Origin of the sequence: Eggerthella hominis (genome assembly GCF_014287365.1) — a bacterium.
GTDB classification, from domain to species: domain Bacteria; phylum Actinomycetota; class Coriobacteriia; order Coriobacteriales; family Eggerthellaceae; genus Eggerthella; species Eggerthella guodeyinii.
Map to the genome: position 1 here is coordinate 1 of NZ_JACOOA010000010.1, position 13,158 is coordinate 13,158.

The 13,158-nt window shown below is 67.4% G+C and carries 9 protein-coding genes; 7 read left to right on the forward strand and 2 right to left on the reverse strand.

All coding sequences use genetic code 11. The annotated features are described in order from the left end of the window. Positions 1–331: 331 nt before the first annotated feature. The 5 genes from H8S61_RS15955 (at position 332) to H8S61_RS15975 (ending at position 5,998) form a co-directional block, all read left to right on the forward strand. Entirely contained in the window at positions 332–745 is a 414-nt protein-coding gene (locus H8S61_RS15955) for a PadR family transcriptional regulator (protein WP_186939681.1), read from the forward strand. Positions 746–788: 43 nt separating this feature from the next. Continuing rightward, on the forward strand, positions 789–1,169 hold the full coding sequence (locus tag H8S61_RS15960; RefSeq protein ID WP_186939682.1) for a NifB/NifX family molybdenum-iron cluster-binding protein: 381 nt from the start codon (positions 789–791) through the stop codon (positions 1,167–1,169). A 114-nt stretch (positions 1,170–1,283) separates the two neighbouring features. Next, complete coding sequence (locus H8S61_RS15965; protein ID WP_186939683.1) at positions 1,284–3,983, forward strand: hypothetical protein; 2,700 nt, start codon at positions 1,284–1,286, stop codon at positions 3,981–3,983. A gap of 66 nt (positions 3,984–4,049) precedes the next feature. After that, entirely contained in the window at positions 4,050–5,420 is a 1,371-nt protein-coding gene (gene hisS, locus H8S61_RS15970; RefSeq protein ID WP_186939684.1) for a histidine--tRNA ligase, read from the forward strand. A gap of 8 nt (positions 5,421–5,428) precedes the next feature. Beyond that, positions 5,429–5,998 (forward strand): hypothetical protein, encoded by a 570-nt coding sequence (locus H8S61_RS15975; RefSeq protein WP_186939685.1) that lies wholly within the window; start codon positions 5,429–5,431, stop codon positions 5,996–5,998. A gap of 78 nt (positions 5,999–6,076) precedes the next feature. Here H8S61_RS15975 and H8S61_RS15980 read toward each other — a convergent pair whose 3' ends face one another. Continuing rightward, positions 6,077–7,849 carry an FAD-dependent oxidoreductase gene (locus tag H8S61_RS15980; protein WP_186939686.1) on the reverse strand — a complete coding sequence of 591 codons (1,773 nt, stop codon included), beginning with the start codon at positions 7,847–7,849 and terminating at the stop codon, positions 6,077–6,079. A 187-nt stretch (positions 7,850–8,036) separates the two neighbouring features. Here H8S61_RS15980 and H8S61_RS15985 point away from each other — a divergent pair, with 187 nt between their 5' ends. Then, positions 8,037–9,536 carry a helix-turn-helix transcriptional regulator gene (locus H8S61_RS15985; RefSeq protein WP_186939687.1) on the forward strand — a complete coding sequence of 500 codons (1,500 nt, stop codon included), beginning with the start codon at positions 8,037–8,039 and terminating at the stop codon, positions 9,534–9,536. Between the two features lie 102 nt (positions 9,537–9,638). On the opposite strand, the gene H8S61_RS15990 is transcribed toward H8S61_RS15985, so the two are convergent. Further along, positions 9,639–11,378 carry an FAD-dependent oxidoreductase gene (locus tag H8S61_RS15990; RefSeq protein ID WP_160943470.1) on the reverse strand — a complete coding sequence of 580 codons (1,740 nt, stop codon included), beginning with the start codon at positions 11,376–11,378 and terminating at the stop codon, positions 9,639–9,641. 277 nt (positions 11,379–11,655) lie between these two features. Between H8S61_RS15990 and H8S61_RS17800 the strand changes: the two genes are divergently transcribed. Next, on the forward strand, positions 11,656–13,131 hold the full coding sequence (locus tag H8S61_RS17800) for a response regulator transcription factor (protein WP_160943469.1): 1,476 nt from the start codon (positions 11,656–11,658) through the stop codon (positions 13,129–13,131). Positions 13,132–13,158: the final 27 nt, after the last annotated feature.

A 13,158-nucleotide genomic window follows, 5' to 3' on the forward strand; every position in this document is an offset into this window, starting at 1 on the left:
CCATTCCGAACCCGGCAGTTAAGCCTGCCATCGCCGAAAGTACTGCGGGGTCAGCCCGTGGGAGGACAGGACGTCGCGCTCGCCCAGGGCGTTTCCGTTTCCGCCGAGAGGCCCGAGGGGCCCCCGATCCTGGCCGGATCGGGGGCCCTTTTCCTTTGCCCCGGGCCCCTCAGGGGGCGCGCCGCGCCCGGAGGGCGCGGGCGGCGACCGACCGATGCGGTTCCACCTTCGGCACGATTCTTGTCTGATATATGTTGACAACATACATGCTAGAGGAGTATAGATGTTGTTAGCATATAGAGGTAGGCGATTGCGAAGGGACGTGAGGCCTATGCCGCGGGGCGATTGCGGCGGCGAGGGCGAGGCACGCCAACCGTGCTGTCGACGCCGCGGCGGCGGTGGCGGGGCGTTGGTGGAGCCGGCTGCGCTGGCGGCGCTGCTGTACGCGGGCGGGTACGGTTACGACATGCGCAAGACCATCCTCGACCGAACGGACGGCGAGGTGGACGTCGACGTGGGCGGATTGTACCGGTCGTTGCGGCGCCTCGAGGACGAAGGCGCGGTGGTCTCCCGCTGGTGCGACGAGGAATCGGGGCCGCGCCGTCGCGAGTACGAATTGACTCAGCAAGGTGTTGAACTGGCCGAACAGTGGCTCGACGCGCTTCGGGCACGCCGTCACCTCGATGACCTGCTGGTCGATCTGCTCGAAGGCGGCTTGGCTGAGCTGGAGCGGAACAACGCTTAGATGCGTAGGCAGAGAAAACGGACACGAGCGAAAGAAGGACGAGATGAGCGAAACGATGAAACTGGCGGTGCCGACGATGGGCGAAGCGGGCCTCGACTCCCAGCGTGCCGGACACTTCGGCCACTGCGACTGCTTCACCGTGGTGGAGATCACGGACGGCGAGATCGCGGGCACGAGCACGGTGGCGAACCCTCCGCACGAAGAGGGCGGCTGCCTGCGCCCGGTCGGGCTGCTGGCCGATGCCGGGGTGGATGCCATCGTGGCGGCGGGTATGGGCATGCGCCCGCTCATGGGCTTCAACCAGGCGGGCATCACGGTGTATTTCGAGAACCAGACGCCGATCGTGGGCGATGCGGCGAAGTTGGTGGCCGCTGGCAGCGTGCCGGTGATGAGCGCCGACAACGCATGCAACCATCATCACTGATCGCCGGATCGCAGGTGGTTAGCGAGCACTCCCGTGGCCTGGCCCGGGAGTGTTTTTCTTTGTTCGATCATGCGGTCATGCTATGCTGCAAGGAGACGACGGAAGGATGAAGCGGTGCAGCAACTCGATGAACAAGGCAGGTATCGTCTCGGCGCGGCGGAGTTGCTGCTGGGGGTGAAGCGCTGCGTGCTGGAAGGCGCGGTGCCCCCGATTTCCGGGAAGCAGGAGGGGCTTGCCGGCGCATACGGCTGGGTGGCCAAAGGGTTGCCGATGCCGGCTGCGGGCGGTTCGTACGTCGTCGAATTCATCGAGAAGAACGACCTCGTCATCTTGGCGTACGTCGATCCGTTCGGACGCGCATTCTCCCTCCGGGAGCCGTCTGCCGTGCCGCCTGCGCGCGTTCCCGACCTGTCGTTCGCGAAGCTGCCGAGCCAAACGACGGCGGGCGAGGAGCTGGGGTGCGTGTACGTGCGCGGAGGCGACGGGTCGCAGCGCGAGGTGGCGCAGTACCGGTGCGCGCGCGGGCGCTACGCCCTGTTCGATTCCTGGTACGATTTCGGGCCCTATGGCGCGAACCTTTCGTACGACGATGCGATGGCGCGGGCCTACTTGGCGTTCGTGCATCGGCCTTCGCTCGGCGCGTCGGAGGTGCCCGAGCGCGGTTTGGAGGGCGTGCACGAGCGGCTGCGCGGCGACAAGCCCCTCACGGCGATGCGGTCGATCGTGGCCGATGCGCGTTGCGCGGAGAACGATCCGGTGTGCCGTCCCCCGGCGCTCGTCAGCTGCTTGGCGCGCTGGTTGGCGGACGCGGGGTTGGACGAGCTAGCGGGGGTGAAGGACGAGGCGCTGCGTTTGGTGCGCACGGCTCGCTACGCCAACACGTACTACCTGGGCGTCGAGGACGAGGATGCCCCCCTCCCCGTCGAGACGGTTTGGGCGCTTGAAGCGGCGCTCAACCGGTTCCTTCTGGTGGGCGAGGCGTTCGGCGATCGCGCCTCGCTGGCAACCGAGGCGGACTGCGCCCGCTGGGACGCCTACTTGTTGGAGACGGTGGCCGCGCAGCATCCTGGTGCGGGCGACCTCGCGGATGCACCCGGGGCGACGGATGCGAGCGCGGGCGAATGGGACGTGCGCTGCGCATTGGGCGCGACGCTGGAGCGTCTGCGTCTTCCGGTGCGCATCGATGCGGCGATACGCTGCGATGCGGCGGCGGGCGCGGCGGCGGTCGAACTGACCGTGCCGGGCGCGTCGCTCATGCCTGTGCACTTGTGGCGAGAAGGAGCCGGCTGGGAGCGGGCGACGGACGAGGAGCGCGATGCTCAAGCGCATCGCTACGCGCTGCATCTGGGACTGGTGTTGGCTGCCGCGGCGTTCGACGCCTCGTCGGCGATGCGTCGCGTCGACGTTGCAGCGCGTCCGCAGGCGGGCGTGGCGGCTGCTTCGTCGAGCGAGAATGCGGGCGAGTTCCCGCAGGAATCGCGCGAGCGAGCGTTCGTGCAGGCGACGTTCAACAGGGAAACCTACGAGGCGTTCGGCCGTTTCGAAGAGGCGCGCGCGGGCGATCCAATGCCGCCGTACCTGGCGAGCGATGCGCGCTTCGACGTTGAAGAAGCGGAAGCGTTCTCGTTCGTGGAGGGGCTGGAGTCCTTCGAACTGCGGCGGCGCATGCCGGAGGTCGTGGACGGCGAGCTGGCGGAGGCCGCGCGGGTCGCGCTGGGCGCCGATCGCTGCAGGGACGTGCGCATCACGTTCGATGCCGCGCGGCGGCGCATGGCCGAGGAGCTGGCCGACCGCATCGTGCGCGCTTCGAGCGCGACGGATGCCATCCGCATCGTGCGCGCGGCGCAAGAGGAGGCGGCGGCGAAAGACGATGATCGGGCGGTTGCCGCTTGCACGCGGCTCATGGCGGCGCTCGCCGAGGGCGAGATCGACATGGGCGACCAGAACGCCGTGGTGGGACGCTTCCTCGGGGACGATCGCTGCCTGGTGGCGCTGGGCCGTGCGCGCACGCTGGCGACCAACGATCCGGAAGCGGCGGTGCAGGTGCTCATCGACGCCGTGGGCGAGGCGGCGGCGCTCGATGGGTTCGTGGACGGTGCGACCACCGTGTACCGCGCGTTCGATTCGTATGCGTCGCGCGTGCTGTACAACCGCGCGCGGCGCGGCGCGGGCGCTCCGGCGCGTGCGTCCGCGGACGTGGACAAGCGCGTTGAGCTGGTTCCCGATTCCTACTACCTGTGCCATCTGGAGATCACGCAGCTTCTGGAGCACTCGTTCGAGCGTACCGAGGAGGCGCTGCGGTTCGGGCAGCGGGCCATCGAGATAGGGCCGGCGACGGCTGCCGGGTACCGGCAGCTCGGGCGCGCGTACATGCTGGTGGGCGACATGGAGAATGCGGCCGAGGTGCTGCAGGAAGGGCTGCTGATCGCCGTGCAGCCGAACGACATCGCCATGGCCTACTACCAGCTGGCGTACGTGCTGTGGAAGGCGGGGCGACCTCAGGCGGGCGCGGCGTGCTACCTCAAATCGCTCATGACCTCGTCGTCGATGGCGTTGCAGGCCACGGCTGAGCTGCAGGAGCTCGTCGAGGAGACGGGTGTCGTGCTGCCGGGGAAGGAGATCGTCGACGAGGCGTTGGCGGAGCATGCGGTGCCGGTGGCGCCGACCGCCGAGGTGCTTGACACGCTGGGCTCGGACGCGGCGGCGGCCGTCGATGCCGGTCTGTTCCCCGTGGCCCGCAACCTGTTGGCGCTGCGTCTGCGTTACCGTCCGGACGACGCGCTCGTGAACGTGCTCCGTTCGTTGGGCGAGTGATGGCGGTCGCGTTGCAGTTTGCGCTACAATAGACCGATTCAGAACGCGCGAGACGAAGGATACGCCATGGCTTTGCAAGCTCCCGAAGGAACGAAAGACCTCCTGCCCGACGAGGCGAAATTCTGGGCGTATTTCAAGGCGACGGCAGCCGATTTGTTCGGCCGCTACGGATACGTGACCATCGAGACGCCCATCTTCGAGCAGACGGAGCTGTTCGTGCGCGGTATTGGCGAGGCGACCGACGTCGTGTCGAAGGAGATGTTCACGGCCATCTCGGGCGAGAACCTCAACAAGCTGGTGGCCGGCGGAACCATCAAGGGGAAGAGCCGCCTGTCGCTGCGCCCCGAAGGCACGGCCGGCGTGGTGCGCGCGGTCGCGCAGCACGACCTCGTGCCGCAGGGTGCGGCTCCTGCGAAGCTCATGTACGCCGGTCCGATGTTTCGTGCCGAGCGTCCTCAGAAGGGCCGCCAGCGTCAGTTCAACCAGGTGGGCATCGAGTGCCTGGGTGCTGAGGATCCCAGCGTGGACGCCGAGGGCATCATCATGCTCATGCGCTTCTTCGCGACCATCGGCATCCCCGTGGAATCCACGCGGCTGCTGGTGAACTCGATGGGGTGCGAGCAATGCCGCCCCGCCTACCGCGATGCGGTGAAGGCGTACATGGACGCGCACGCCGACGAGCTGTGCGACGAGTGCAAGCGCCGTGCCGAGATCAACCCCCTGCGTGCGTTCGACTGCAAGAACCCCGGATGCGCCGCGGTGATGGCCGATGCGCCGAAGATCACCGATCATCTGTGCGATGACTGCCGCGAGCACTACGAGACGGTGAAGGGGTACCTCGCGGGCGCCGATCTGGCGTTCGAGGAGGACCCGAAGCTCGTGCGCGGTTTGGACTACTACACGCGCACGGTGTTCGAGGTGCAGGTGACCGAGGGCATGGGCAGCCAGAACGCCATCGGCGGCGGCGGTCGCTACGACAAGCTGGTGGAGGAAGTGGGCGGCCGTCCCACGCCCGGCTTCGGCTTCGCGTTGGGCTACGAGCGCTGCGCGCTGGCGCTGCAGGCGACGGGCTACGAGTTCCCGACGGCGCATCGCTGCGATTTCTTCGTGGCGTGCGTCGACGACTCGGTGCGCGGCGAGGCGTTCTCGCTCATGCAGGCATCTCGCGACGCCGGCCTGATCTGCGAGATGGACCACCAACACCGCAGCTTGAAGAGCCAGTTCAAGCTGGCCGACAAGCTGGGGGTTTCCATCGTGGCGGTGTTGGGTCCCGACGAGCTGGCCGCCGGGCAGGTGAAGGTGCGCAACATGCGGACGCACGAGGAGCGCACGGCGGACATCGCTGCGGTGAAGACGTTGCTGGCGCATTTCGGCGGCGAGGCGTTCGGCGGCGCGGATGCGTTCGAGGCGGCGTTGGGTAAGCTGGACGCTGAATGAGGATGCCGATGATGCGCGGCGCGAGGGCGGCCGTACTGTCGGTCGCGCTCGTCGCGGCGCTGGGCCTTGCCGGCTGTGCGACGGGCGAGCCGGCGACGGATGCCGGCGAGGACGCGGAAGCGCCGGTTGAGCAGCCGACGGTTGAGCAGCCGGCAGTGGAGCAGCCGACGGAGGAGGACCGGTCGCTTGTCGAGCGCACCATTGACACGCCGTACTACACGGTGGTGGTGCCCGAATCGTGGCGCGGCGTGCTCGCGTACGACTACGATGACGCCTACACCATCGACGAGCAGAGCAAAGGTACCGACACCGAGCTGGGCGTAGGCTACACCACCACGGTCAGGAACACCGAGACGGATGAGGTGTTCGGCGTGACGATGTACACCGACGCATGGGGCCCGCAAGGGCACTTCATGTGCGAGAAAGCGGGCTCGTCAACGGTGATGCCCGGCAACTACGTCGCGGTGGTCAAGGGGCTGACGCAGCCGTTCGACGGCTGGGGTTCGATTCCTCAGGACGACAAAGATGCCATGACGGCGCAGATGGCGGAGTACGCAAGCTGGGTCGCCGTGAAGTAACCGCGCCGCGTGCGCAATGCGGCGGAAACCGACGAAGGCGGCCAAGGGGCCGCCTTCGTCGTAGGGGGAGGGAAGGTCCTACCAGGTTCCGTCGCTCAGGTTCTTGCCGAGCAGGTAGCCGAACGTGGTGCAGGCGCCGCCCAGGTTGATGCCGGGCACCTTGTAGTCGTACACGTCGCCGTACATGTCGCCCACGACCGTGCCCACGCCGTACAGGCCGGGGATGGGATCGTTGTTCGAATCGCACACGTGCATCTGGATGTCGGTGTTGAGACCTCCCGTGATGCACAGCGTGTAGGGCTCGTTCTTGATGCCGTAGAACGGCGGCTGCTTCACCGGCAGCAGGAAGCGCTTGTCCTTGTGGAACTCGTCGTCGAGGCCCGTCTCGCAGTACGAGTTGTACCGCTCCACCTGAGCGAGGAACTCCTCGCGGGGGAGGCCCAGACCGTCGGCCAGCTCCTCGAGCGTGTCGGCCTTGACGGCGTTCTCGGCCATGGTGGCGTCGAAGCCGGCGTACTCGTCGGTGGTGGTCCAATCGGTGTTCGGATCGAACAGCGCGGCGATGGCGTCGTAGACCTCTTGCGTGTCGCGCGCCTCACCGCCCACGCGGTCGCTCTGCCAGGGGGCGGAGTCGCGCACCCAGTTCTCGTCCCAGATGAGGAACGCGCATCCGTCGGGCTGCACGCGCTGCGGGTAGGGCATGTAGCCGTACGTGCAGTTCTCGTTGGAGTAGCGCACGCCCTTCTTGTTCACGAGCAGGCCGGGGAACGTGGTGAGCGCACCTTCCGCCCACCAGCGGCACGGGAGCACCTCGTCGCCCATCGTGGCCAGCATGGGGGCGTTCGGCGTGTACTTCTGCCAGGATGCGCCGATCCACAGCGCCAGCTTGAGGCCGCTGCCGTCGTAGACGCCGCCGTAGCCGAAGGGCAGCGCCATGGGGCAGTACTTCGCCACCATGTCTTTGTCCTGCGAGAAATCGCCCGTGGCCAGCACGACGCCCTTCGTTGCCGTGTAACGCGTGTACTCGCTGTTGTGCTTCGCGACGCAGCCGGTGACGCGTCCGGTGTTGTCGCCTTCGCGGTCGAGCTGCACGGCGGTGGTGCTGTAGAAGATCTGGCCGCCGCCTTTCTGGATCTCCTCGGCCAGGGCCTCGACGACGATCTGCTGCGACGCGCCGGCGGCCTGGGCGCCCTCGGCGACAAAGGAGTGCGACACGTTGAGCGTTTTGAGCGGACCGCCGTCCCACCAGTCGGTGCCGCCGTCGCGCTGGTTGTTCTCGATGACGGTGGAGATGCCGTAGGGTTCCATCTTGTCCATGAGCCAGTTCATGGCGTTGCCCGACTCGTCGTAGACGAGCCACCACTTCTCCTGGTCGAGGCGGAAGCTGTTCGACGCGAATATCTCCTGGAAGATGGGCTCGATTTGCTCGCGGGTGAAGTCGAGGCCCAGCTCGTGGGTCAGGCGCGTGTTGAAGGCCGCGTTGGAGCCGCCGCGCGACACAGGGCCGTCGCTCGAGGCGATGAGCACGACGTCGGCGCCTTCCTCGACGGCGGACGCGGCGGTGACGAGGCCGCCCACGCCGGCGCCGATGACGAGGATCTCGCACTCCACGGTGTTCGTGATCTTGCTCTCGTCCACGGGCTCGGGCGGGATCTCGAAGTTCCATTTCGCGCTCTGGAACTTCTCGGCATCGAGGACGAGGTCGCCCGACGCGGCGGCAACGCTTTCCTTATCCTGCGGCGCGCACCCGGCCAGGCCGAACGTGCCGGCTGCAGCGGCCGCTCCGGCCACCCCGGCCACTGTGGCGCCTTTGAGGAAGCTTCGACGGTCCATTGATCTTGCTGTTCCCATGGTTCCCTCCTTGATCGGTGGTTCGATGGGGACAGCTTAGGCGCAGGGGCGTCGGCGCGCGTCACTCAAAGTGTGGCATTGGGCTGGTCTGCGCCCAAGGGCTGCGGTATCACTCGAAATGCGTTATTTCTTCCTGGCCCCATCCTCTATACTGGGGCCACGGGATCGCGCCCATGGAAGGGGAGTCATGGATAAAGGGATTGCCGCTGACGAGGGGAGCCCGGTGCTCTTCGTGCGCCCGACGATACTCGACGTGGGTATCGGGGTGCTGTATTTCTTCACGTCGCATATGGTCATTCGGGCGCTGTACTTCATCGGGGTCGATCGCACCGCCGACGAGCTGTCGACGTTCTTTCTCGTGGTTATCGCGTCGACCATCCTGGCCCACTTGCTGGCCCGGCCGCTGCTGAAGGTGCGGCGGTTCGCGGAATCGGCGTTGGGCGTTCCGGCGGTCAGCGTGGCGGCGGCGCTGGGAGCGACGCTCGCGCTTGTGTCGATGCTGCCGGTGGTGGGCGTGCTGCTGTTCTACGTGGCGGGGGCGTTGCTGGGGTTGGCGTGCGGGTGGATCATCGTCATCTGGACGTCGACGATCCATGCATCGCGGCCCGAGGGAGATTCGTTCTACCTCGACCCTGCGTTGGCGGTGGCCGTCGTGTGCTACTTTGCCTTCCGGTGCGTCAGCTCGTTCTCCGAAACCATCAGCCAAGGCTTTCTGCTGGCGTTGCCGCTGGTGACCATCGCGTGCATCATCCGCGCCAGCCAGCCGACGGACGAGGGCGAGACGATGGGATTGGGCGAGGGCGCGCGTGCGTTGCAGGTGCTCGTGGTGGTGGCCGCCGCGTTCGCCATTGGGTGCGCCGCGTGCGTGTACCTGTCGGGCCGCGAGAACGACGTGCTGTCGTCGGGACTCAACTACATGGTGCTGTTCGAGGTGCTCGCGGTGATCCTCATGGTGTTCTGCTGCTGGCTCATGAGCCGGTTCGCTCAGCATCGCTCGACGCTGACGCCGCGCGGATCCGCCGTGCTCACGTTCTGCGTGTGCTATATCCCGCTGTTCTCCATCGGCCTCGTGATGGGAGGCGCCGCCATCCCCGCGAACGCGCCGGACGCGCTGTGGGAGAGCAACATGTGGGTGCTGCTCATCGCCATCTTCGCCTATGACATCCGCGAATCGGTGTACGCCATTCGCGGGCTGGCGGTGGGGCTCATGTTCGAGGCGATGTGCATCGGCCAGCTGATCGCGCGCGTGTCGACGCTCGGCCTTTCGTCGTACGCGATGGCGGCGGCGGGCGGGCTGACGGCGCTGTACTTCTTCAGCGTGGGGCGGCAGCTTGCCCGCTCGATGCCGAAGCGGAAGCCGAAGCGCGCCGAGGAGGCGAAGGACGAGGAGCCGAAGCGGGAGCTTGCCGAGGCGGGCGAGGATCGCGGCGGGGCGGGGAGCGAGGAGTTGCCCTCGGAGCTGCTGGCGTACTGCCAGAAGCTGGCGCTGGAGAACGGGCTGACGCCGCGGGAGGTGGAGATCTTGGGGCTCATCGCGATGGGGCGCAGCGCGAAGTACATCGCCGAGGAGCTGCTGATCTCGCACAACACGACGCGCACCCACATCAAGCACGTGTACGAGAAGCTCAACATCCACTCCAAGCAGGAGCTGCTCGACCTCGTGCTGTTCGGCTCGGGCATGATGTGAGACGCGCCCGCGTCGCCGGGGAGGGGGTGCGGCGACGCGGGCGCAGGGACATCGCCGGAACGCCCCGAGGGGGACTCGGGGCGTTCCGGGAGGGATGGCGGGTTAGCCGAGGAACGCGCCCACGGCTTTGCCGCATTCGCGGCCGAGCGTGATGGCGAGGCCCAGGCTGACGCCGGGGATGGGCGTGATGTACTCGTAGCCGAAGCGACGGCCGCAGTCGTTGCCCGACACGTACAGGCCGGGGATGGGTTCGAAGTTCTCATCGAGGGCGTTCTGGTCGCCGTCGGTGATGATGCCGCCGCAGGTGACCATCGTCTCGCCCAGCTCGGGCTCGAACGTGCAGGCGTAGTAGGGCGCCGTGTCGACGGGGAACAGCACGGCTTCGTCGCGGCCGAACTCCTGATCGGCGCCGGCGGCGCAGTAGCTGTTGTAGTTCTCGATGGTCTCGACGAAGGCGGTGACGGCGTCGCCTTCGAGCCCCATCTGCTTCGCGAGGCCCTCGAGCGTGTCGTCGGCGATGAACTCGATGGTGGTCACCGGTCCCATGCCGCCCTTGTCGTCCTCGGCCTTCGCGGGCTCCTCGTAGGTGCCCTTGAAGATGGCGTACGCCTTGTCGAGCGACTCCTGCAGCGAGGCGATGTTCTCGTCCGTGGCCGTGAAGCCGGCATGCTGCGGGATGGTGTACTGGCGGTACGTGGGGAAGTTCGCGTCGCATACGGCGTACTTCGCCTTGCGCGTCTTGTAGATGGTGGAGAGGCCGCGCTGCTCGGACGTGGGGTAGTACTCGTTGCAGAAGCGCTTGCCGTTCTCGTCGATCCACACGGCCTGGGGCAGGCAGTTCATCTTGCCCGGCACCGAGAGGCCCTTCATGTTCATGCCGGGGATGGGGCAGGTTTCCAGGTGCGCGCCGGCCCAGTGGGCCATCTGCACGCCGCGGCCGTCGTTCGCCGACATCGAGGAGAGCTGCTCGTCGCCCACGAGCGCGCCGGCCATGTCGGGGATGAGGTCGGCCATCATCTCGGGGTTGCCGCCGAAGCCGCCGCACGCGATGACCACGGCCTTGCAGGTGAACTTCAGGTTGCCGTCGCTGTTGGTGGCCACGAGGCCGGCCACCTTGCCGTCGTCCATGATGACGTACTGGGCCTCGGTGCCGAACAGGAACTCGGCTCCGGCGGCCTTCGCGGCGGCGCGGTTGTACTCGTGGATCTTCGTCTGGTTGCAGTCGCCGTAGAAGCTGCACACGCTGGGCCAGAACTTGATGGGGCCCAGGTGGTCCATCTGGTGCTCGGTGGGCGGGAAGAAGGCGGTGGTCATGGTGGCGAGGTCGTCGTCGGTGAGGTCCGAGAGGTACCAGTCCATGTTCGCGCCGGAGTTCTGCGCGTACTTCATGACGAGCTCCTGGTTCGGGTAGTTCCCCGTGATGGTCATCCAGTTCTGGAAGAACTCGACCGGGTCGATCTCGGGCACGCCGCGCTCTTTGAGGATGCTCGCGTTGAGCGTGCCGGCCTCGTTGCCCACGGCGGCGAAGGTGTCCTCGGGCTGCTTCTCGACGAGGATGACCTTCTTGCCCTCTTCGGCCAGCTCGCGGCAGGCGGTGATGCCCGCGAAGCCGTGGCCGCAGACGACGACGTCGCAGTCGTACTCCTTCGCGAAGTCGGTGATCTCGGCCGGCGGCGTCTTCCAGCTCGACGCGTTTGCGGCGGAGGCGTTCGCGGAGCCTTCTTCGGCTCCGGCGCTGCTTGCCTGCGGTGCGCAGCCGGCAAGCCCCGCTCCGGCGGCGACGGCGGCGGTGGCGCCGAGGCCCAAGAATGCGCGGCGCGATAGTCCGGTGGTGCTCTTCATGGTGGTTCCTCCCTTGCTCCTTGTGCGGTTCTCTTTGGTTCTTGGTTCGTTCCGCCCGGCCGGGTTCGTGCCGGGTGGATGTCGAGCATGCTAGGCGCTGCGGGCGACGGGCGTAATCGCGGCGTTGGGGGATTCCGTCTCGCGGCCCCTCGCGGAAATGGGGTATATGTGCAAACCCGCAGGTAGGAGGTTCGCTGTTGGGGACGGCTGAGGCGGGTGCTTGCGCTATACTTGAGCGAACGAAGGCATCGCACGACAGAGCGAAGGGAGGGCTCGAGTGCGTTTTTCGCAGGACTTCAAGCTGGAATCGCTGCTGTTCGTCGCGTTTTTCGCCACGCTGCCGCTCTATTCTCCGAACCTCGTGATGTTCCACGATCTGCTGAGCGGGTCGGAGGCGTTCATGCCGCCGTTCGTGAACACGATGATGGTGAGCGCGGTGGCGGCAGGGCTGGGCGTGGCCCTCGTCTCGACGCGTCGAGGCGTTGCGACGTTCGTGCGGTTTCCCGTCGTGCTGGCGAGCACGGTGTGCTATCTCGCGGGATTCGGCCTGTTCGCGCTCACGCTCGGCGTCGAGGGGCTCGGCTCCGAGGGGCTTGCCATGGCGGCCGGTATCGCGGTCTCGCTGGGCGTGGTGCCGCTGTGCGTGGCGTGGGGGACGTACTTGTCCGTGCTCGACCTGCGCCAGGCGCTGCTGTCGTTCTCGCTGATGATCGGCGTGGCGTCGCTGGCGGAGCTGTTGCTGTCGGCGGTGGAGATCCGCGTGGGGCTCGTGGCGTACGGCCTGCTGCTGGTGCTGGGATGCGTACTGCCGTGCTGGAAGGCGGCGCGCGGGTCGCTCGCGCGCGTGGCCGGCGGGGCGGGCGGCGAGGATCGCGAGCTCGAGCGCTTCGCCACCGAGGCTGCGGGGGCGATCGGCGGTCGCGAAGGGCTGTTGCGCGGCGTGCGCGGCATGGCGTCGGTGCTGGCGATGCCGTTCGCGGGGCTGCTCGTGTTCGCGTTCGTCATGGGCGTGCGCAAGTTCCTCGTGTTCGACCTGTTCTACGTCGAGGCGCTCGGCGGCATCGTGGCGGCGCTCGTGGTGCTGCCGCTGTGCCTGGTGAAGACGGAGCGGCCGCTGCTGTCGCTGATCTACCAGGTGCTGCTGCCGCTGTTCGCGCTCGTGCTCGTGGTGCTGAACAGCTTCCCGGTGGGCACGGTGTTCCAGTGGCTCGCGGCGACGTTCTCGTACGTGTTCTACGGCGTGGTGGGCATCCTGGCGCTGGCCAGCCTGTGCGCGATGGCCCATGCGCGCGAGTTCCCGCCGACGCTCATCTACGGGCTGACCGTGTCGGGCTTCGCGCTGGCGTCGCTCGGGGGCATCATGTGCGGGGCACTGCCTCCGTTCGAGGATCAGCAGGGCGGGCCCATCCTGCTGGTGGTGAGCACGATCTACTTCGCGGTGCTCGTGGCCGCGCCACTGCTGATGGCGTGGCGGCGCGAGGGGCGCGACGGCGGCGATGTCGTGCTGGGTCGGGCGGGCGAGGGTGCGCCGACGCAGCTGCAGCAACGATGCGAGCGGATCGCGGGTGATCGCGGCCTGTCGCCCCGGGAGACGGAGGTGCTGGCGTACCTGGGGCGCGGCCACGGCATCGTGTTCGTGGCGAGCACGCTGGTCATTTCCGAGAGCACCGTGCGCACGCACGTGAAGAGCATCTACCGCAAGCTCGAGGTCTCGTCGCGCGAGGAGCTGCTGCAGCTGATCGACGAGGGGTGAGCGGGGCGTCGGGGCGTGAGCGGTGGC